10 protein-coding genes are annotated in these 22,986 nt (G+C 52.8%); 2 read left to right on the forward strand and 8 right to left on the reverse strand.

Going from position 1 to position 22,986, the window contains the following annotated elements; all coding sequences use genetic code 11:
- Window positions 1-52: 52 nt before the first annotated feature.
- Both NW747_RS10100 and cdaA read right to left on the reverse strand, forming a co-directional pair.
- Window positions 53-973, reverse strand: a complete 921-nt coding sequence (locus tag NW747_RS10100; protein WP_273187308.1) for a CdaR family protein — start codon at window positions 971-973, stop codon at window positions 53-55.
- Window positions 970-1,797 (reverse strand): diadenylate cyclase CdaA, encoded by an 828-nt coding sequence (cdaA, locus tag NW747_RS10105; RefSeq protein ID WP_008858683.1) that lies wholly within the window; start codon window positions 1,795-1,797, stop codon window positions 970-972. The genes NW747_RS10100 and cdaA overlap by 4 nt, the downstream gene beginning before the upstream one ends.
- A 1,075-nt stretch (window positions 1,798-2,872) precedes the next feature.
- Between cdaA and NW747_RS10110 the strand changes: the two genes are divergently transcribed.
- Together NW747_RS10110 and NW747_RS10115 are read left to right on the forward strand one after the other, a co-directional pair.
- A complete protein-coding gene (locus tag NW747_RS10110) occupies window positions 2,873-3,568 on the forward strand; it encodes a hypothetical protein (protein ID WP_273187310.1) in 696 nt (231 codons plus the stop codon).
- A 12-nt stretch (window positions 3,569-3,580) separates the two neighbouring features.
- Complete coding sequence (locus tag NW747_RS10115) at window positions 3,581-3,967, forward strand: rhodanese-like domain-containing protein (protein WP_273187312.1); 387 nt, start codon at window positions 3,581-3,583, stop codon at window positions 3,965-3,967.
- Window positions 3,968-5,033: 1,066 nt separating this feature from the next.
- Here NW747_RS10115 and NW747_RS10120 read toward each other — a convergent pair.
- From NW747_RS10120 to NW747_RS10145, 6 genes are all read right to left on the reverse strand, one after another.
- The gene (locus NW747_RS10120) at window positions 5,034-12,581 is read right to left on the reverse strand and encodes a two-partner secretion domain-containing protein (RefSeq protein ID WP_273187313.1); all 7,548 of its coding nucleotides are present in this window, start codon (window positions 12,579-12,581) and stop codon (window positions 5,034-5,036) included.
- 643 nt (window positions 12,582-13,224) lie between these two features.
- Entirely contained in the window at window positions 13,225-14,979 is a 1,755-nt protein-coding gene (locus NW747_RS10125) for a ShlB/FhaC/HecB family hemolysin secretion/activation protein (RefSeq protein WP_273187315.1), read from the reverse strand.
- Window positions 14,980-16,349: 1,370 nt separating this feature from the next.
- Complete coding sequence (locus NW747_RS10130) at window positions 16,350-17,189, reverse strand: hypothetical protein (protein ID WP_273187317.1); 840 nt, start codon at window positions 17,187-17,189, stop codon at window positions 16,350-16,352.
- Window positions 17,190-18,035: 846 nt separating this feature from the next.
- Window positions 18,036-19,244 (reverse strand): aminotransferase-like domain-containing protein, encoded by a 1,209-nt coding sequence (locus NW747_RS10135; protein WP_273187319.1) that lies wholly within the window; start codon window positions 19,242-19,244, stop codon window positions 18,036-18,038.
- 2,065 nt (window positions 19,245-21,309) lie between these two features.
- On the reverse strand, window positions 21,310-22,218 hold the full coding sequence (locus NW747_RS10140; RefSeq protein WP_273187320.1) for a dihydroorotate dehydrogenase: 909 nt from the start codon (window positions 22,216-22,218) through the stop codon (window positions 21,310-21,312).
- Window positions 22,215-22,982, reverse strand: coding sequence for a dihydroorotate dehydrogenase electron transfer subunit (locus tag NW747_RS10145; RefSeq protein WP_273187322.1), 768 nt, complete (start codon window positions 22,980-22,982; stop codon window positions 22,215-22,217). Before NW747_RS10145 ends, NW747_RS10140 begins: the two co-directional genes overlap by 4 nt.
- Window positions 22,983-22,986: the final 4 nt, after the last annotated feature.

Below are 22,986 nucleotides of genomic sequence, written 5' to 3' on the forward strand. Positions count from 1 at the left end.
CAGGGCTTGTCCATTTGAACCCTCAAGCCCCAAAGGGGCTTGTCCATAAACCTTAATCCTTATCTATTTCCACAACCACCGTCACCTTAGGCACCGCCACGCTGCCTCCGGAAGGCACGTTCACATTCACCACCTGGTGGATGTCGGAGCTGGCGCCGGTGACGTCGATAGGATCCAGGTCCAGTGTCTTATTGCTGGAGAAGAAGGAAATCGGTGCCGTAATAGTCGCTACCGGCGGCGTAATGGTAATCCTGCCTACTTTGTATCCCTTGGCCGGTTCTCCCTTCGTATCGATTCGGATGGGCAGGTTGCCCAGCTTGGTGGCTTCCTTCATCTTCACCGCCACTTTGACCTGGCTGGGCATGATATCCAGTCCCGTCACCGTATTTCCATCGGCATCGAGGATGTTCACACTGTCAAATTCAGTGAAGCTCTTTTCCTTGCCTGCAATATTCACAGACACCACAGCCCGGTCTGCCTTGGCAATCATGGCGGAGCTGCCGGCGATAGTAATGGTATCAGGCGTTACCTTCTTGCTTTCTACGGAGAAATTCGTTTCCGGCGTGCCGAAAATCTGTACATTGGCAGGCAGCGTCTTGACGGCATAGGTATCCACATTCAGGTCAAAGGTTTTCGGAGTCACCGACACCACCGATTCATCGCCCGGTACGGACACATGAATGGGCGTATTGGGATAGTCCCCGTCGGTGACACCGGTCAAATCCACATAGGCCTTGATATTATCGGAGCGCATATAAATCATATCGCTTCTGGACATGCGAACCTTCACCTTCACCGTAGAAGGCACATTGGTAGCCACCAGGGAGCGGTCCAAATTTCTTGTTTCCACCGGTACCGTATAGGTATTTTCCACCTGGGGATTCTGCTCATTCATCACATACACCCACAGAGCACAGGCAGCAATGAGACAGAGGAGTTTTGGAAGCCACCATTCAAATCTTGTATATTTCATTTCAAAGGCCTCCATTTCTGCAGTACATCGCTGACGCCCTTCGGTTTACTGGTGACCAGGTAATTCCGGAGGATGTTCTTCAGACTTTCCGCATCCTGGCCGCGGTAAATATGACCGCCGTAAGTATAGGAAACGATGCCCGTTTCCTCACTGACCACCACGATGACGCAGTCTGCCTGCTCGGACATGCCGATAGCCGCACGGTGCCGGGTGCCAAGCTCCGTGGACAGGTTATGGTCACGGGTGAGAGGCAGCAGGCAGCCTGCCGCCATGACCCGGTTCTCACGGATAATCACAGCGCCGTCATGGAGAGGCGTATTCACGATGAAAATATTTCCAAGAAGCTCCTTGGAAACGAGACCTTCAATGCGGATGCCCGTATCAATGCGGTCATCCAGCCCTACACTTCGTTCAAAGACGATGAGAGCGCCGATTTTGTTGGCAGACATGGTCATGGTAGCGGCCACCACATCATCAATGACATGGTCCCACTCCACCTCATTCATGACCCGGGACGAAACGTAGAACTTCCCCCGGCCGATCTGCTCCAGCGCCCGGCGAAGCTCCGGCTGGAACACCACCGGCAGAGCCACGATGAGCACCGTCATCAGCTTGTCCAGAATCCAGCTGACCACATGAAGCTGCAGCCAGCCTGCAATCACCGTAAAAATTCCCAGAAACACCAGCCCCTTCAAAAGAGCTGTGGCCCGGGTGTCGCGAATCAAAATATAAATGCGATATAGAAAAAAGGCAACCACCAGGATATCCAGAATATCCCAGAGCCTCATGGTCATAAACAGTCCCTGTATCTGTCCCAAAAACATGGAAAAATCTCCTTTATATAAAACCGGCATCCGCCGGTACTATGTATGTATACTTTAATATTTTTATTGTAGCATGAAAAGGAAGAGAAAGGAAATGGGATTTGATATGGGACCGCCTGGACACACCTTCGGTGTGAGGGTTCTTAAGATTGATGGGCCTTCGGCCCAAGGGTTCTTAGGTTTGACGGCCTTTCAGGCCGAGGGTTGTGGATTGCCGCTCTGCGGCAATGCTTATAAAATCAGCGTTACGGGATTTTCTTTCTGTGTCATATGACATGCTTCCCACCGGGCAAGGTGGTGGCGACAGCCACCAAAGGGGGAAAACGCCGAAATGGTACCTGAAGTATATGACTCGCTGTTTTTTCCCTCATATCTCTCGTTTCCCCTTGAGGGGAAGTCCCGCGAAGCGGGAAAGGGTGTACGGGGCAGAGCACCGATAGGATGCTCCATCGCGGTCCTGACCGCCAATCGGCGGCCCCCCGATCGAAGGGCGATAAGACATAAAATAAGAGTATCATAATCATTCTTACCACCGTCCACCCCTTCGCCACTTCGTGGCCCTCTTCCCCTAAAGGGGACGCAAGAACGTTACGGGATTTACTTTCAGTGTCATATGGCTTGATTGGCATTCTGGTGATTAGCCGCTACGCGGCTCCCCCTTATCCGGCTGCGCCGGACTTTCCCCCATCCGGGGGACAGAATAAATCGCTCTATGCTTTCCTGCAGAGACATGGCTCCATGGCTAAGCACCCATAGTGCCCCTGCTTGCGGGGGAAAGGTGGTGCCGTAAGGCACCAAAGGGGGATGCATTTCCCTCGCCCGCAGGGCGGATGTATGGTTTTCCCACGGGCGAAAGCCCGGTTGTAAAGGTTTTATACAAACTGGCGCCTTCTATAAATTTAGAGGCGCCCTCCACAACCCTCAGCGGCATAGCCGCTGTCAAACTTAAGAACCCTCGGGGCCACAGCCCCGTCAAACTTTAGAACCCTCACGCCCCAAAGGGGCTTGTCCCTAAGCGCCCCTTTACCATTCCCCTGATCCCCATTATACTAAATAAGTAAGGAGGTCTTAACCTATGGCATTTACCCTCATCTGCCACGCCTGCGGGCAGAAGCTGACTTTATTTGACCTGGACGTGAAGAAGCGGAAAGGCACCGTGCGGTGCACCCGCTGCGGCGCCCGGATTTCCTATGATTTGGACAAAAGAAATATCCAGCAGTCCGGTTTCTGGGCTGCCGAAGAACCGGCCTTTGACAGCCGGGCCAAGAACCGGCTGGTGAACCAGCTGAAACGGGAAGAAGCCCGGAAGGCAACAGCCGAAAGAAAAGACGCAGCCGATGTCATTTCCATGGAACAGAACTCCTCCCGGGTTCACGACTTTGATGAAAACCCTTTCAGCGCCAAAGCGGGATTTGCTAAATTTGACCTGAAAACAGGGCAGATTGTAGACGATAAGCCTGAAAAAACGGCCGCTCCCCTGCCCCGTCAGGAAAAGGACGGCATCACCTTTAAAGTGGTGGACCGAAGCCACCAGAAACGCACCATCCGCGCCGCCCATGCCGCCCTGCCTTCCATGAAAAACGAAGCAAAAACGGCAGAAAAAACCTTTACCCCGCCGCCCCGCATCGTCACCCGCACAGCCCACCGGAACATGCAGCTCGTCCGCCAGGCCGGCATGGCACGGGCGCCCAAGGCACCGGTGAAAATTTCAAAAATACAGTCATTCTGGCAGAAGGTAAAAAACTTCTTCTCCTTCGGCCATCACAAATAAGGAGGAACTATCATGCACAATACCATCTTCTTATGCTTCGCCCTTCTCATTCCCCTGGTCTTCCTTGGCGGCTGCGCCCCCTCCGCTTCCGACGCCTACCATAAAATCACGCCCCAGGCAGGCTATGAAATGATAAAGAAAGAGCCTGTCACCCTCATAGACGTAAGAGAACCGGCCGAATACCAGCAGGGCCACATCCCCGGCGCCCGCCTCATCCCCTTGGGCACCATCGACGAAACCATCAAAGACAAACTTCCGGACAAGAAAAAGCCCCTCATCGTCTACTGCCGCTCCGGCGTCCGCAGCAAAAAAGCAGCCATGAAACTGGTCGAACTGGGCTATAGTGACGTGAGAGACATGGGCGGCATCCTGGACTGGCCCTATGAAATAGAGAAATAGAGAGTCCCTTCGGGCAGTCAGGAGAAAAGTTCTTAAGATGGATGGGCCTTCGGCCCAAGGGTTCTTAGGTTTGACGGGGCCTTTGGCCCCGAGGGTTGCGGATTGCCCTTCGGTGCACAGCGAACACATTTTGAAGGAGCGCTAGCGACGCGCAAAATGTAGTGAGTCGTTTCCCCTTTAGGGGGCAATGCTTATGAAGTCAGCGTTACGGGATTGGCTGTCTGTGTCATATGTGACACAATATCCAGTGCCACCTATTTTCTCGTTTCCCCTTGAGGTGGCAAAGGAACTGGATTTGTAAGAGAGCGAAGCGACCTGAAAATCCAGTGACATGCTTCCCACCGGGGCGAAATCCCGCGAAGCGGGAAAGGGTGTACGGGGCAGAGCACCGATAGGATGCTCCATCGCGGTCCTGACCGCCAATCGGCGGCCCCCTGAGCGAAGCGATGCACAGCGAACACATTTTGCACTATCTTACCACCTTCCACCCCTTCGCCACTTCGTGGCCCTCTTCCCCTAAAGGGGACGCAAGAACGTTACGGGATTTACTTTCGGTGTCATAGGGCTTGATTAGCATTCTGGTGATTGGCTCGCTGCGCTCGCCACCCCCCTATCCGGGCTGCGCCGGACTTCCCCCTATGCAGGGGGCAGAATAAAGCACCGCGAAGCATTCCTTTCATAAGTCGCTTACAGCATAACGGAGCTTTATAGTGCCCCCGCGAAGTGGGGGTGGCAAAGGAACTGGATTCATAGGGGAGCCCCGCGACCCGCGAATCCAGTGACATGCTTCCCACTGGGCAAGGTGGTGGCGCCAACCACCAAAGGGGGAATGCATTTCCTCGCCCGCAGGGCGGTTGTAAAGGTTTTATACAAACTGGCGCCTTCTATAAATTTAGAGGCGCCCTCCACAACCCTCAGCGGCATAGCCGCTGTCAAACTTAAGCCCCTTAAGAACCTTCGGCCCAGCGGGCCGTCAACCCTCAAGCCCCATAGGGCCCCTTCCTCAAATCAAAAACTCCTCCCTTGAAAAGAGAGGAGTTTTTTGATTGTCCTGGTTTCAGGTAAATCAGTTGAAGTAGATGTACACGCCTTTGAGGTCGATGAGGTCCAGGCCCATTTCTGTGTAGCCCACATAGAGAGCTTTTTCAGAGAGGGACACGTTTTTGTTCTTATCGCCTGCGCGGACCGTTTCTTCTGCTTCCTTGTCCTGCGGATAGACTTTGAGGGAAACGCCGTTGTATACCAGCTTGAAGGTACCGCTTCCTGTTTCAGTGGAAAGGGTGGTGGTGAAAGTTCTTTCTTCATCAGGCACCTGGTCCGGTTCCGGCAGTCTCATGCCGGTAGCAGAGAGAACCAGTCTGTCTCCCTCTTCATCGTGTTCCACGCCATAGGTGCCATACTGGCCTACCTTTGCGTCTTCCACGCGGAAGACAGGAAGAGATGTTTCGATCTTGTTCCGCGGGCGATAACCGCCGCTGTGGGCCCATACATCAGGCTTCACAATGGGGTTGAAGGTGAGCTGGACGATACCTTTGGAATGGAAAATATAATTCTTCCCATAGCGTGGTACATCGGTGGTGGAGTCATAGATCTGGGTACCATTGATAAAGCTATTCACATCGAAGGTCTGGTTATCATAGGAAATCAGATTTCCTGGCGTATAGGTAAATTCTACACTATCTCCATTGACCATCTGGTCTTTCGGATCTCTCACTATCTCCCAGGTAAGGTCCTTCAGAGTCGAACCTTTACCGTTAACCTCCGTGTAGATATCTTTCGGATTTACGATAATATCCCCTTTGATGGTGACGCTGTAGTTCTTGCGGGCATCGCTGCCATTTTCATGGACAATGCCGCCGCCATCCGATTCCAGGTCATTCTCGTACTTCCCGGCATCTGCCGTTGTCCGGCCGGCCTGGTTGGTTTCATAGGCCCCGCCGGCTTTAGGGGTCATGGTAAGCCCATCGGTAGAAATGGTATCCCCATTCACCAGAAGCGGCGTAGCGATTTCCTTGAAGGACCGGTCCGCCGAACCGTAGGTCTGGATCATTTCGTTGTCCACGGTGATGGCCACCGGGGTCAGGGTCATGGTCCCTTCGGACAGTTCCAGATTGTAGTTCTTCAGTGTGTCTTTATCCAGCTGGGTATCGATTCGGTAGCTGTCCAGGCTGCCGTCGGTCTTGTACTTCACATCATTGGTCCGGGTGTCGCTCAAAAGGGCCCCAGAGGTGTTGTGGATGCCGATTTCAGAAACCAGATCTGCCAAGTCATCCCCGTTCTGTTCCCCGGTGACTTCCGTTTGCTTCAGGTCCGCTCCCACTTTGTCCGCAGCCCCGTAAGCTTCGGTATAGTCACCCACCTTCAGTTTCAAGGTAGCCTTGTTGATGGTGGCATCAGCTCCGTCGATGAACACCTTATAATTCTTCAGGGTCCTCTCTGTAGTCCCGGTCAGTTGATATCCAGTACCCGCATCCTGGGTCTTGGCGCCCTTGGCAATCTTATCCGGATCCGTAGCGTCTCCGGTGTTGGTGTAGGTGATATCCCCGTTGCCAATGGCTTTCGTCACTACATCCGTGCTGTCCCCATTGGCCATCGCCAGCTTGCTGACATCGTATCCATAGGTGTTGGTATCCGTAAAGGCGGTACCGTAGGTGGTGGACACGTCGTTGAGCTTCAGATGGATTTCTGCCGGAGTGACAGTGGATGTCCCATCCACGTAGGTAACATCATAGTTGTTGGCTGTATCGCCGGCAACCGTGAAATTCCCGATCAGCTTCCAGTCTCCCACGTCCTGGGTCTTTACCTTGTCGTTATTGGCATCGGCCTTTTCCCCGGTGTTGGTGTAGTTGACGCTGATCTGGTTGTTCTTCAGGGTTTCATCTGTATCTCCGTTGGCGTTGCCGGAAATGGTATAAGTGTACTTCGTCCTATCGAAGCCCGTACCGTAGACCGTGCTCACGTCTCCTACGGTCAGGGTCAGTTTGGCCTTTTCCACCGTGGAAGTCCCCGGATTCACCACTTTGATGTTGTAGTTGTCCAGGGTCCTGGTGGTGCTGCCGGTGATCTGGTAGCTGCCTGCGTTCTGGGTCTTGACATTTTCGTTATTGGGATCGGATTTCGCCCCGCCGTTCACATACGTAAAATCGCTATCCTGGAGGACATCGGTGATGGCCGTTGCGGCATCCCCGTTGGTCAGCCCCTGCAGATCCGCCGCATCCTTTTTGTACCCATAGGTGCTGCCGTCAAACTCATTCCCGTAGGTGGTAGAGACATCTTTCAGGGTCAGGGTCAAGTCCGCTTTATCCACGGTGGCATCAGCCCCGTCGATGAACACCTTATAATTCTGCAGTGTCTTCTCCGTGGTCCCGGTCAGTTTGTATCCTGTTCCTGCGTTTTGGGTCTTCACATTCTCATTGTCCGGATCCGTAGCGTCCCCAGTGTTGGTGTAGGTAATATCCCCATTGGCAATGACTTTCGTCACTACATCCGTGTTGTCCCCATTGGCCATTGCCAGCTTGCTGACGTCGTAACCGTACTTGCTGGTATCGAAAGCTGTACCATAGGTGGTGGATACGTCGTTGAGCTTCAGATGGATTTCCGCCGGGGTGACCTCAGCCTTGCCGGCCTTCACGGTGCCGATTTCGTAATTAGCTGCCGTATCGCCGCTGAGCGTGAAGGTTCCTGTCAGATTGTAGTCGCCTACATTCTGGGTCTTTACCTTGTCATTGGCCGCATCGGATTTCTCCCCGCCATTGGTGTAGGTAACAACGGTGATCTTGTTGTGTTCTACATCCTCTGCCGTATCCCCATTGGTGTTTCCAGACAGGGTATAGCTGTACGTATTGGGATCAAAAGCAGTTCCGTAGGTGGTTTCCGTATTCCCCACAGTCAAGGTCAGTTTGGCCTTTTCCACCGTAGATTTCCCGTTGGTGATATGGACGGTATAGTCAGAGAGATTCTTGCTGGCAATCCCCTGGAGTTCATAACTCCCGGCATTCTGAGTCTTCACCTTGTCGTTGCTAGCATCAGTTTTCGCCCCGGTATTGGTGTAGTTGAGGAATTTGTCTCCCAGTACAGCATCCTTGGTATCCCCATTCACCAGCCCACCTTTGGCGTCATCCACCGTATAGCCATACTGGGTATCATCAAAGGCCGTGCCATAGGTGGTGGACACATTCCCCACCGTCAGGTAAAGGTCTGCCGGATTCACGGTGATGGTGCCGCTGCCGGTGACTGCATAGTTGGCGGAAGCGTCGCTGCCGTCGCTGGCTTTTACTTTGGCACCGGTGGTCAGATACTGGTTTTCATAACTGCCTACGTGGGCCGTATCGTTGCTGCCCTTGCTGTCCGCATAGCTGCCGTCGGTGGCAATGGTATATTGGATATCGCCCAGCGTATCTCCGTTCACCAGCTGGGTTTTGTCGTAGGAAGGCGTCCCATTGGTCACTGCAGTATTACCGTAGGTCTGGGTGCCATCGGTGCTGATGGTCACGGTCTTCCGGAGAATTTCGATATCCGCATTTTCTGTTGCTAAATCATAGCCGTTCAGACCTGTAGCATTTTCCTTACCAACGTTGAAGTGATAGGTCGACTTTATCGTTCCGCCCGTCGGGTCTTTATAGCCGTCCATACGGGTTGCAGCGTCATCCTGTGCTCCACTGTATACAGAAATATTCTTCAGGCCAGTATCTGTTGCATCTGTAGTGCTGGCGATATAAGCTGATTTATCACTTGCTTCTTGGAAATTTTTGCTATAGTCATCCACACTATGAGCTGAGGTATCATCGGAAGCCTTAAATGTCGCCGATGTAATTGTCAACTTATTACGCAAATCTTCATCAGATAAAGTATCACCATAAGTCTTCGTCATATCCTGACCAGAAACCGTGATAGTCGGCGTCACCTGGAAGATGAATTTGTTATGCGTTTGATCCGTATAGGTGCCAATGTCCCTACCCGCTGCATTTTTATCAGATTCAGCAGAAGTAGACTTCTTTGTGGATTCCGACGACCACTGGGCATTGGTTTCGCTATTCAGGTTACCTCCCAAAACAGTTCCATAGTCGCTTGGAGAAGCCACATAGACCTGCCAGGTGCCATGGGGAGCAGTAGTAATAGCGGGAGACTTAGGATTAGTGCTATTAATGAATGCTCCTGTCTTGCCCTGAGCATCAATGATGACAGCGCCATTATCCGAGCTGCCGGCTGCGATCGTCCCAGCAGTAGCATTGCCATCATAATCGACACCAGCCCCCAACGTAATCTTGCCGGAATCTCCAGTGGAAGTCAGGCTGATCTTGCCGCCGCGGGTAGTCGTTGTACCATCATTGGCAACATTATAGGTATTGGACGTAATGCCGTGAACTTCAATATCGCCAGCAGAGTTAATGGTTACATTGTCCAGATAGTCACTAAAGGAAGAATCCGTATTCCTGGTGGCCTCTACATCGGTGCCGCCGGAATGGATTTCGCCGCCTACGGTTACCTCACCACCATTGATATATACACCATGATCGGCATAAATAGTACCATTATTGTATTTTGTTGCAGTATTTTTGGTGTTGCCGGTAGTCACAGAACCAGAGCCAGCATCAATCTTAACCGTATCTAGACCTACAGATTTCCCAAGATCCCCCTGGAGGGTGACTTTGCCCCCGTCCGTCTTGATATTCAGGCTGGAATTGTACAGATTGGTTTCCTGGACGAAGCCTACGGTGGTTCCCCCATCAATAGCGGCATCATCCCAGGCATTGTTGTTGCCATAGCCCACGGTCAAAAAGGGAGCGCTGTTGTCCGGCTGTCCGCCACCGCTCCAGCTGGACCATTTGGTATAGCCATAGACCTGTTCCCCATAATTGGACTTTTTAAGATCTTTGTTCCAGTAAGATTTACTGGTGTCCCAGAATTTTGTACCCTTGATAGTAGTGGTAGTGCCATCTGCGTTGGTAACCGTTGTGGTGACCAGACCTTCGGGCCCGGTCACCCAATAGAATCCGTCCTGATGGCTGGGATCAGCCGGATACTGGGAATAGGGGTTGGTGGTTTTATCGTTGGTCTTGTTGCGTACACCGGACCCCATGCCACCGACCCAGAGGGTTTTCTGGGAGTTGGGAGTGGAGAGGGAGTTTTCCAGTGCCGTGGTAATGGTGGCCAGATAGCTGTCCCCGTGATTGGCACCAGACTTATCCCCTGGATTAGCCAAGCTCTCACTGGCAAACCAGTTATGGGCAATGAGCGCTCTGATATCGCTCTCCAGCGTTGCCATTTTGGTGGGATCGTTTTGAATCTTTTCATAGGTCACCAGATTGCTATTTGTATCTTTGTTACCGTTAGCATATTTTTTTGCATAATTATCCGGCTCAGTCCGGCGGTAATAAATCAGCCAGTCATCGATAGACATCTGGGAGGTTTCCGGCGTGGTCCCTTCCATGATGAAAGAATTGTAGCCATCTCCAGCCTTAGTCGTTGCATACCAGCGGGTATGCTGGGTATCCAGCGTTGCATCCGAATTTGTATAGGTCCAGTTCGCCCCATTCACATCTTTAGGGTTCAATTCATGGAAGGCATAATGGGATTCTCCTTTGTCAAAATGTTTGGCTTGGGTAGTATAGCTATACGTCCCATCTTTATTTTTCGTATAGTTGATTCCTACAAAACGGTAGGAAGGAACTGTATTGTGAGTCAAGTAATCCTTAACCAGATTTTCTACCAGTTTATTCCATTTTTCCGTTCCGAAAATATAGGTGTCATAGCTATTCCCGGAATTGATGATTCCCGTGATATTGACATTGCCGCCAGCTGTCCCATCCTTTTTGCTGGTATCTCTGGTATCTAAAGTGAGGACACCGCCATTCAAGCCGATGGCGACTTCGCCATCCAGTGTAATGGCACCGCCATTGGTCGCGATTTTCCGATTATTTTGTTCTCCGGACAAATCTATGGCGGATTTCCCTTCAGGAACCACATAACCGAAATAAGTACCAACGGTATGGCCTGCTATATTAGGTTTCGTGTCTTTCTCTATACCAGTAGCAGCATATGCACCCGCCTCGGTTCCTGATGGCGCCGTAAACTTTACATTACCGCCGCTGCCAGAAGTAAAAGTACCGCCATTGGTGGAAATATCCGCATTGATGATGACCGCACCGACACCATCGCCATCCGTATCAGAATTCAGCTTCACATTCAGTTTGCCGCCACTAGCCTTTATCTCCTTGTTGATCGTGATATTGCGCTGGGCTTCCAGGGCCAGTGTCGCTTCTCCATCACCGGCAACAGTCGGATTGATAGCAGAATTGACCGTAATGCTGGCAGCCTGACTGGTAGATGCCGCCTGGATCGTCACATCCGTGCCCTTATTCAGAATATCCGTAATCAGATTCGTCTTGATCCAGGAAGTGGAATCATAAGTAGAATCGGCATTCTGGGTGGCAGAAGGTGGATCATTATAGGTAATCTGCGTTCCGCTGCCTTCATTGACCGTGCCAACGGTCTGATCCATACTGCGCTGCGTAGGCTTGTCATCCTGAATCAGGATTTCCAGCGGGTCCAGCAGCCATTCTCCTGCCTTGCCGTTGATGCCTTTAGCGTCGATATTGAGGTTATCCCCCAGGTTCAGCACGTCGCCGGAAGTCTCGATTTTGCCGCCGTCCACATTGCCTTTGGCGAGGAGGTTTGTCCCGTCGTGAACGATGGTCTTTTCACCGATGACTTTGATATTTCCTGCGCTCTGGCCATCTTCTGTGCCGGAGGCGTCCAGGGTGCCGCTCACTTCTACCTGGCCTTTATCGCCGCCTTCGAGGAGGATCTGGCCTTTTTCGTTTTTGCGGAGGGTTCTGGCCTGGAGGGTGCCGGAGTTATTGACCACAGTGCTCATCACGTCGGAGGCGCTGTCGGCGGTCATGACGATGGTGCCGCCATCGGCGGTGATGGCACCTTTGTTGAGAGCGGAGGCTTCTGCTGTTTTGCCGTCTACGGTGAAGTTCAGTTTGCCGTCGGCGTCAGGGGTGAGGGTAAGGGTATCTGCTGCAGCGAGAACTGCGGAGCCGCCGATATTGGAAATGGTGCCGCTGTTTTCTACTTTGGCAGCATGGAGAGCCACCAGGCCCCCTTCGGCTTTAATGGTCCCTTCGTTGATGATTTTTCCATCAGAAACGCCGCCCAGGCTGAAAGAGCCTGTGCTGTTTCCGAATTCTTTCATGAAATTATCCTTCATCTGGGCAGTGGAGGCCACCAGACCCCCTACGTCGATGGAAGCGTTTTTACCGATAACCACGCCGTTGGGGTTCACCAGGAGCACGTGGCCATTGGAAAGAAGGCTGCCGTCAATGACGGACTGCTGATTGCCGGTGACCCGGTTCAGGGCCAGGGCGTCTTTTCCGGGCTGCTGGAAACGGACAGTTTCGTCCTTTCCTACGCTGAAGCCGGTCCAGTCCATGGCCAGGCGTCCCGAGTCCTGGCGAATGGTCATTTCCTTCCCGTTCTGGGTGACGGAGCCGGAACCGGAACGGACGACTCCGCCTTCCGGCATGGCATCCACGCTGGATGCACCCAGAGAAAGGGCAGACATGACCAGAAGGGCCAGTGTCTTTTTCCAATGTCCATAGTTGTGCATTTTCGTTTTCTCCTTATATATGATGAATTGGTTTTGAATGTATTTGACAGCGCCTTTGGCGCTGGGGGTTCTTAAGATTGACCGGCCTTTGGCCGGAGGGTTCTTAGGTTTGACAGCCCTTTCAGGGCTGAAGGTTGTGGAAACGGCTGTCGCCGCAGTTTATAGCCGCCTGACGGCGGAAAAACCAAACAACCGGGCTTCGCCCGTGGAAATGCACCCCTTCTGCCTACGGCACCTCCCCCGGAGGGGGAGGTTTGCTCTATGCTTAACTTTTATCTCATACGTTATGAACCGCATTTCGGAGATTAGCCGCCTGCAGCGGCTTTTCCCCCTTTGGTGCCTACGTCACCACCTTCCCCCCGCTGTGCGGTGGGACTATAACCCGCCGAGAAGCAATCATTTCATAAGTATCTCAAGGCATAGTGTCGCTAGAACTTCCCCCTCCGGGGGAAGTTCCGCCGCAGGCGGGGATAGGGGTGCATTTCCAACGCCCCCAGGGCGGTTTGCATGTTTTGCCTTCGCCCGCCAGGGCGGTTGTATGGTTTTATACAAACTGGCGGCGCAGCCGCCTACCACCACCCTCTGAACCCTGTGAACCTTTTGAACCCTCTGAACCTTCAGGGAAGCTTCGCTTCCCTGTCCTTTAGAAGTAGAATCCGCCGCGGAGCCAGAAGCGGCCGTTGTTGTGGCTGGTGTCGGATACAGGGTCTTCGGCGCCCAGTTTCCATGCGTAGTCAGCCCGGATGAACCAGTCCTGCCAGCGCTGCCAGATAATGCCGATGCCTGCGCCCTGGAGGTTTCTATGGTTCTTCGTACCGGAGTCTCCTCCGTTTCTATCGATCCACACGCCGCCATGCTCTGCGTAGAAGGCAAGCTGGAACTGCTGGTCGTGGGCTTCCAGAGGGATGAGCCAGCGGTATTCGGCTCTGGTAATGTAGCCGCTGTCGCCGGAGCCTTCACTGGTGGGATAGGCTTTCACGCCGTAAGGGCCGCCCAGGGAGAAATGTTCCGACGAATCCAGCGGGGTGAAAGCGTACTGTCCGTAGGCAGAGAGCAGGAGGTAGGATCTTTCGTTGATGTTCTGATGTCTTTCGATATGTCCGCGAATCTTGGAGTAATCGCCGTTGGTGTCGGGGTCGCCGGCCATCCAGCGGGCGTAGATGTTATCGGAGTGGAAAGCCCGGTTGTTGATATGGCCCAGTTTCCAGTCCAGACGCCAGTCTGTCATGCCGGCGGTGTCCTGGTCGTCTCCGTAGAGGGAGAGTACCAGAGCGTTTCCTGTCTTGTCGCCGTAGGTGGCATCATAGGCTCTGTATTCGTCCTTGATTTCACTGTGTTCGAAGCGGAGGCCGGTGTACAGGTTATGGCGCCGGCTTCTCCGGATGGCATAGTCCAGTCCCAGAGAAGTGACCCGGGAGGTGCCTACGCCTTTATACATGGCCCATTCGTCGCCCATGTCGTAGCTGAATACGTTGTATCCTACGGTGAGCTTCAGGCCGTCCTTGGCAAGGGGCGTGATGTAGTTGGTGCCCCAGTTGAACATATGACGGCCGGTGGTGGAAATGGATGCCATGAGGTGATCCCCGTTTCTGGCGGGATTCCAAAAATCATAGTCCAGAGAGTATTCATTGTAGCCCATGGCCCGGCTGCCGTAGTTGTCGGCAGACACCAGACCGTGTTTCCCCACATAAGGCTCTACCGTCATATCCAGTTTCACCGTACCGGGATTTCTTCCGCGGCTCAGCGCCACACGGGCATCGGCGCCGGCCATGTCGGATACCAGCCACACCGCTCTTTCCAGCTTGTCCCTGGTCACGTATTCCCCTTCCTTCACGGCCTGGGCCTGCTTTCTGATAGCGCTGTCCCGGATATTCGTCTTGTTCGTAATGGAGGGAGCATCAAAGCGTCCCACTTCCACATGGTAGTGAACGATACCGGCAGTCACATCCTGGGGCGGAATGTAGGTCTTCGCTACGATATAGCCCTTTTGGCGGAAATAGCGGGTAATTCTGTCCGCCCCGTCCTGGATATCCTTGAAAGAGAGCTCCTTGCCTTTCTTGTCAGCCAGAAGGGCCTTCAAGGTGTCTTCAGAGTAAATATCCTGTCCATCGATGGTGAAATCCTTCACCAGCACCTTTTCCGTTTCAGGAATGTTCAGGGACGGCGTTTCTTCTTCCTGACTTTCCACCCTGGACTCGCCGGTCCGGGTCTGGGAAATCTGACGCTGCCGGTCTTTCCATTCATTTTGCCGCATCAAAGCCTCTGCCTGATTCCTCCCGGCCTCCATGGCCGTGCGGGCAGAGTCCGGAATAACCGGCGGCTCCGCAGCCAGCGACACAGCCGGCATAGCAGCCAGGGCAGCCAGAACAAGGACCAATCTCTCTTTCTTTCTGTTCATGATAACGCGTTCCCTTTCCATCTGTTTAGTGAATGTAAAAGTAAAAAAATGACGTCCAACAGACTGTATATACACAATTTCTACCTGCATTATACGCGAAAAATGCATTGCATTCAAGAAAATCGATTATAAAGTGGGGTATAAATGCCCTTGAATTTCGTCACTTCTTTACCATGCTAAATCTATATTATTCGAATTAAGCGGTCTAAATCCTCTGAATTCTCAATTATTTAAAAGTACATCGATTATTATAGTTGATGTAAAATGCATATTCAATGGTATGTATATGTTTGCTGCATGATTCGATATGGCCTTAATTTAGAATAGAAATAAATCGTTATTAAGAACATGATTTTGTAAATGCTATGCCTGCAAAGCAGAATTCTCGGTAAAATCTGTATTTTATATATTATTTATTCAAATCTTGTCCCCTATGTCTGTCTTTACAATTTCCAGTAATCAATGAATTCAGAAGACATAGTATGCTATATTTATGTGTTAGAAATTTATTAAGTTTATGTCTGATAAATATTTCGAGGAGAAAGGTTCTCAAGATGGACACGCCCTGCGGGCGTGAGGGTTCAGAAGGTTCAGAGGGTTCAAAGGGTTCAGAGGGAAAGGTTCTTAGGATTGACCGGCCTGACGGCCGGAGGGTTCTTAAGTTTGACGGCCCTTCGGGCCGAGGGTTGCGGATTGCCGCTCCGCGGTGCACAGCGAACACATTTTGAAGGAGCGCTAGCGACGCGCAAAATGTAGTGAGTCGTTTCCCCTTGAGGTGGCAAAGGAACTGGATTCATAGGGGAGCCACGCGACCCGCGAATCCAGTGACATGCTTCCCACCGGGGCGAAGTCCCGCGAAGCGGGAAAGGGTGTACGGGGCAGAGCACCGATAGGATGCTCCATCGCGGTCCTGACCGCCAATCGGCGGCCCCCTGAGCGGAGCGACGCGAAAATGTAATGAGTCGTTTCCCCTTTAGGGCGATAAGACATAGAATAAGAATATCATAATCATTCTTACCACCGTCCACCCCTTCGCCACTTCGTGGCCCTCTTCCCCTAAAGGGGACGCAAGAGGCGTTACGGGATTTACTTTCTGTATCATATGACATGCTTCCCACCGGGCAAGGTGGTGGCGCAGCCACCAAAGGGGGAATGCATTTCCGACGCCCGCAGGGCGGTTGTGAAGGTTTTATCATAAGATGGCGCCTTCTATAATTTAGAGGCGCCCTACCACAACCCTCGCGCCAAAGGCGCGTCAAACTTAAGCCCCTTAAGAACCTTCGGCCCAGTGGGCCGTCAACCCTCAAGCCCGTCAGGGCTTGTCCATAGTGTCCAAAAAAAAAGCACCACCCCGAAGGGCAGTGCTTTTTTTATTTTTCTTTTTCTTCAAGCGTAGGAGCCGGGTCTTTCTGGACTAAGAGCAGGGTGCCGTGGATTTCCTGGTCCTTCACTTCTTCCGCTTCTGCAGCGGTACAATAGATCCCATCTTTGCTGGTGAGAGCTGCGTAGGCTTCTTTGGCTCCGCCGCCGCTTCGTTTGAAGATGAGGATTTTACGATCCGAGGGAAGGTGCAGTTCGCCCGGCGCCGCTACCAGAATGGGGGCGTGGATGACGGAGATGGACTGGTCTTTTTCCCAGTCCTGGTCCTTTTCTTTCAGAATCAGGAGGGTGTCTCCGCCGGTGCCGCTGGTATAAGGGCCCTGCACGAGGACCAGGACTTCCATTTTCCCGTCGTGGTCAAGGTCCATGAAGTTGTAGGAGTAGTGAGTGGTCTTCCAGTCTTTTGGGGGAATGTGGAAAGCGGAAATGACGGCCCTGCGAATCCCGTCATTGGGACGCACTTCGGCATCCAGGGTGCGGTCAGGTCCCTGTTCTTCCGGTGCCGGCTCTTCTTTTGGACTGCTGCCGCCGGTCAGAATATCCAGGATGTCTTTCAGTTTCTTATTTTTCTGTACATCATCGGACTTCAGGATTTCGCCCAGAATGACGCTGCTCATGCCTTTCCAGTCGAAGCTGCTGTCATTCCCGCCCTTCCTGTAAGCCTCTTTCAGTTGCTGAAAGAGAAGATCCAGGTCCTTGTCTGAAATCTTCCCCTCCTCCACCGCTTCTTCTGCAGAGGACAGGGTATCGGACTTCGCTTCCAACGGGAAGGAAATGGTGAGAGCCGCCAGCAGGGCTGCCGCCAGGGCTATAGGTTTTATGTATGTCATGTGATGCAACTCCTTTACTTTAGACACACCTGCGGTGTGAGGGTTCAAAAGGTTCAGAGGGTTCAGAGGGAAAGGTTCTTAAGATGGATGGGCCTTCGGCCCAAGGGTTCTTAAGTTTGACGGCCTTTCAGGCCGAGGGTTGTGGTATCGCCCTATCGGGCGATGAGTATAAAGTCAGCGTTACGAGAATTCCTTCCCGCCCTCATCGTCATTCTGAGCCGTAGGCGAAGAATCTCGGCACAAGGCACTTATGAGCTAATCGATAGTAAATACCAGTCGGCGGGAAAGGCGAAGTACCAGGCCCCTGCATGAATTCCAATGACGTCATCCTCGCCACGCACCGAGATTCTTCACTGCGTTCAGAATGACAGAATCAAGGGGCCATCCCATGACCAGTGCTGCCTCGATTTCTTCCCGCCGGACACTCGTCATCCGAGGTCGGTCAGCCGACAATCGGAAGGCCCTTTTATGTGCAGGCTAAGGGAGGGCTTCGGCTGACTTGGAGACCCTCTGCAGGGTCTCCACAAAGCGAAGGATCTTGGCAAGAAAAGCAAGTGACAGAAATGCTATTAACTACCAGTCGGCGGAGCCGCGCCGTCAGGCGCTCCCCAGCCACCAGCCACTAGCTCACTAAAGTTGTTCTATACAAACTGGCGCCTTCTATCAATTCAGAGGCGCCCTCCACACCCCTCAGCGGCATAGCCGCTGTCAAACTTAAGAACCCTCGGGGCCACAGCCCCGTCAAACTTTAGAACCCTCAAGCCCGCAGGGCTTGTCTTTCCTTACTATACTACCAATTTCCCCACAAAAAAAGAAGCCGCCGGAGCAGCTTCTTTTTTTTATATGTTATTTCTGGTCAGCCAGATAAGCCTTGAGGGCATCAGCCAGTCTCTTTACGCCTTCTTCGATAACGTCGTCATCGTTGTAGGAGAAGTTGAGACGGAAGAAGTTCTTCTTCTTGGTCTGGGGGAAGAAGGAGTCGCCTGGTACGTAGGCTACTTTTCTTTCCAGAGCGTATTTGAAGAGGTCACGGGCATTGCAGCCTTCGGGGAGTTCTACCCACAGGAAGAGGCCGCCATGGGGATAGGTGCATTTCACGTCAGAGGGGAAGTATTTCTTGATGGCGTTGCACATCACATCACGGCGATGTCCGTAGAGTTTGCAGTTTTCTCTGATATGTCCATCGAAATCGTAGTTCGTCATGTACATAGCGGCTTCACGCTGGGTAACAGACGGTGTGGCAAGGTCGGTGGAGCCTTTGACGAGGTCAAATTTCGGCAGCAGTTCATCATTCAGAACCATCCATGCCAGTCTCATGCCAGGAGCCAGGGTCTTGGAGAAGGTGCCGGAGTACATAACCAGGTGTTTCGGATCCATGGTGATGAGAGGAGCGATTTCTTCGCCTTCGAAACGGAGGTCGCCGTAGGGGTTGTCTTCGAATACAGGGATTTCGTACTTGGTTACGATTTCCATGAATTTCTTACGGCGTTCCAGGCTCATGCAGCGGCCGCTCGGGTTCTGGTAGTTCGGAATGACGTAAATGAATTTTACTTTGTCATTGGTGGACAGTACTTTTTCCAGTTCTTCCGGAATAATGCCGTCATCGTCGGTGGGGATTTCTACGTAATTTGGCTGTTCGAAATCAAAAGCACCGATAGCGCCCAGATATGTCGGGCTTTCGCAGACAACTACGTCGCCTTTGTTCAGGAATACACGGCCCGTAATATCGAGACCCTGCTGGGAACCGGTGACAATCATAATGTTCTTCGGGTCTACTTTGTACATGCCCATGGGCTGGTACATGCGGTTCATACGGTCGGCAATGGCCTGACGAAGTCCCATGAAGCCAAGGGAGGGGCCGTACTGCATAGCACCGGCGCCATCTTCTTCTCTTACTTTAATGGCTACTTCAGTCAGTTCCTTCAGCGGAAATGTCTGCGGTGCGGGAAGACCGCCGGCAAAGGAAATAATGTCCGGCTGTGCTGTGAGGGCCAGAAGAGGACCCAGGTCGGAACCTTTCATACTTGCAAGTACATCGGAAAAACGAATTGCCATAAAAATCTCTCCTTTACTTCTGGAAAGCGAAATGAAAGTTCATCCCGTTTTCATGGATTTATTATATTGCACCAGGCTCGGGGAACTTCCCGCTGACCGGTCATATAAACAGTATTAGTATTCTTATTGTAAGGCTGCCATGGGAAGATGTCAATGGTTTGGGCGCGCCCTTTGGACGCGCCTGCGGCGCGAGGGTTGACGGGGCTTCGCCCCGAGGGTTGTGGCCGCCTGTCGGCGGCAGGTTGTGTTCGCTTCGCTCAGGGGGCGACAGCGCCTGCGGCGCTGAGGGTTGAGGATTGCCCTTCGGGCAATGCTTATGAAGTCAGCGTTACGGGATTGGCTGTCTGTGTCATATGTGACACAATATCCAGTGCCACCTATTTTCTCGTTTCCCCTTGAGGGGAAGTCCCGCGAAGCGGGAAAGGGTGTACGGGGCAGAGCACCGATAGGATGCTCCATCGCGGTCCTGACCGCCAATCGGCGGCCCCCGAGCGAATCGATGCACAGCGAACACATTTTGCACTATCTTACCACCGTCCACCCCTTCGCCACTTCGTGGCCCTCTTCCCCTAAAGGGGACGCAAGAACGTTACGGGATTTGCTTTCGGTGTCATAGGGCATGATTAGCATTCTGGTGATTAGCCGCTACGCGGCTCCCCCTTATCCGACTGCGCCGGACTTTCCCCCATCCGGGGGACAGAATAAATCACTCTATGCTTTCCTGCAGAGACATGGCTCCATGGCTAGGCAGCCATAGTCCCACCGCTCCGCGGTGGCAAGGGAACTTGATTCGCAGGGAGTCGTAGACGACTGAGAATCAAGTGACACGCTTCCCAGCGGGGCGGGAAGGTGGTGGCGCCAGCCACCAAAGGGGGAGCTCCTTCGCCCGCAGGGCGGTTGTATGGTTTTTTCATAAGAGGGCGCCTTCTATAATTTAGAGGCGCCCCACCACAACCCTCAGCGGCATAGCCGCTGTCAAACTTAAGCCCCTTAAGAACCTTCGGCCCAGCGGGCCGTCAACCCTCACGCCCGACAGGGCGTGTCCATAACGCCAATAAAAAAAGCTGCCTTGCGGCAGCAGGTCGATGGAAATTAATGTTTATTCATGGATGCCAGTTCCAGTAATGCCCAGCATACTTCTTCCTGTTTTTCTTCTTCTACTACAACTTCGTTTTCAACCTGCTGTTCTTTCATTGTTTATTCTGCCTCCATAAAAAGTACCCGATTCTCTGCGGGTCATCAACATATTTTCTATGTTGATACACACATATCTCTTATGTCTATAATATATATCTTTTATACCCCATTATCCAATATTTCTTTGACAAAGTTTGTTTTCTCACTTGAATGGCCATTCATATATTTCATAGCATACATATCTTATAAAATATTCGTTCACATGTATTGATTCCAGAGTATTGGTCAGAGCGAAGTGAATGAAAATGCATGGTGGGGCTATAGGGTGTCAAATACTTTTGTATTTATGCGTTGTATAGTTTGCAGGTTATGATTCAAAGGAAAGGTTCTTAGGATTAATGGGCCCTTTCGGGCCCAAGGGTTCTTAGGTTTGACGGCCTTTCAGGCCGAGGGTTGTGGTATCGCCCTGCGGGCGATGAGTATTATAATGCCGCCTTTCGGCGGTCACGTCCACATCGAGTATCATAATCATTCTTACCCTCGTACATCCCTTCGCCACTTCGTGGCCCTCTTCCCCTAAAGGGGACGCAAGAACGTTATGGGATTTACCTTTCAGTGTCATATGGCATGAAAAACATTACGTCGATCAGCCACCTCCGGTGGCTTTCCCTTGCCCGCAGGGTGGTTGTGAAGGTTTTATACAAACTGGCGCCTTCTATCAATTCATAGGCGCCCTCCACAACCCTCAGCGGCATAGCCGCTGTCAAACTTAAGCCCCTTAAGAACCTTCGGCCCAGCGGGCCGTCAACCCTCAATCCCGCAGGGCTTGTCCATAAAAAACCCCTTCCACCGCTTACGCGGTCCCCCTCCCCCATAGATGGGGGAGGCAAGTGTGAAGGAAAAAAGCAGCGGCCAGGCCGCTGCTTTTTCAGTCTTTCAGTGTTCCCACGATTTCGTTGATGTCTTTTACGTTATTTTTATCGCACCATTCGTCCATTTCGTTCACGATGCGTTCCATGGCTGTGGGGTCGGCCAGGTTGGCGGTGCCTACCTGCACGGTGCTGGCGCCGGCCATCATGAATTCGATGGCGTCTTCGCCGGTCATGATGCCGCCCAGGCCGCAGACGGGGATGTGTACGGCTTTGGCTGTCTGCCATACCATGCGGAGGGCTACGGGTTTGATGGCGGGGCCGGAGAGGCCGCCGGTGATGTTGCCCAGGATGGGGCGGCGGGTGCGGGTGTCGATGGCGATGCCAAGGAGTGTGTTGATGAGGGAGATGCTGTCAGCTCCTGCGTCTTCCACGGCTTTGGCAATGGAGACGATGTCAGTGACGTTTGGTGACAGTTTCACGATCACCGGCAGGGTAGTGGCATCCTTGACGGCTCTGGTGACGGCAGCTGCCTGGGCGGGGTCGGTGCCGAAGGCGGCGCCGCCTTCTTTGACGTTGGGGCAGGAGATGTTCACTTCCAGGGCGGAAATGCCGGGGACTGTGAGCATTCTGGCGCATTCGGCGTATTCTTCCACGCTCTTTCCTACCATGTTGGCGATGAAGGCGGTAGGAAGTTTCCTGACTTCCGGCAGGTAGTGTTCGATGAACCAGGGGGCGCCGGGGTTTTCAAGGCCGATGCAGTTCAGCATGCCTGAGGTGGTTTCGGCCACCCGGACGCCTTCGTTTCCTTTCCAGGGGGTGGGCGCCAGGCCTTTGCCGGAGAGGGCGCCGATTTTTTTCATATCGATGTAGTCATTCAGTTCCAGACCATAGCCTACGGTGCCGGAAGCGCCGATGACGGGGCTGGCCATGGGGATGCCCAGATAGTTTACTGTAAGGCTGCTCATAAGACCACCTCCTCTGCATTGAATACAGGACCGTCGGCGCAGACTTTGTAGTGGCCTTTGCCGTCTTTCCTGTCGCATACGCAGCCAAGGCAGGTACCGATGCCGCAGCCCATGCGTCTTTCCATGGAAACTTCGCAGGGAACACCGGCTTCTTTTGCCATTTCTGCGGCGGTTCTCATCATGATGCCGGGTCCGCAGACGCAGGCTTCGTCCACTTTTTCTTCAGCGAAGAGTTTGGGCAGCACGGACACGGAGAAGCCTTTGATGCCGTAGGAGCCGTCGTCGGTGGTGACGATCATCTGCCGTATTTTCTTCGGGAAGAGGTCTTTCCAGAAGACTTCTTCCTTATTTCTGCCGCCGATGACTACGGTCATCTGGCCTTCCCGGGAGGCGCGGGCCATGAAGAGGATGGGGGCGATGCCTACGCCGCCGCCGATGCCTACGATATGGTCCTTGTCCATATCAAAGGAGGTGCCCAGGGGTCCCAGGCAGTCCAGGGTATCCCCCACTTTCAGATGGGACATGGCTTCTGTCCCTTTTCCTACAATGCGGTAGATGATTTCCACGATGCCCCTGCCTGCATCGGTGCCGGCGATGGAAATGGGACGGCGCAGGATATAGCGGGGGTCGTTCACTTTCACATGGATGAACTGGCCCGGTTTCGCTTCTTTGGCGATGCGGGGCAGTTCGATCTGCATGAGCCAGATATCAGGGCCCACATGGTTATGGACCCGGATGATTCCTTTTTCTACAAAACCTGACATGGTA

The sequence above is a fragment of the Dialister succinatiphilus genome (genome assembly GCF_928721695.1).
In the GTDB taxonomy this organism is placed as follows: Bacteria; Bacillota; Negativicutes; order Veillonellales; family Dialisteraceae; genus Dialister; species Dialister succinatiphilus.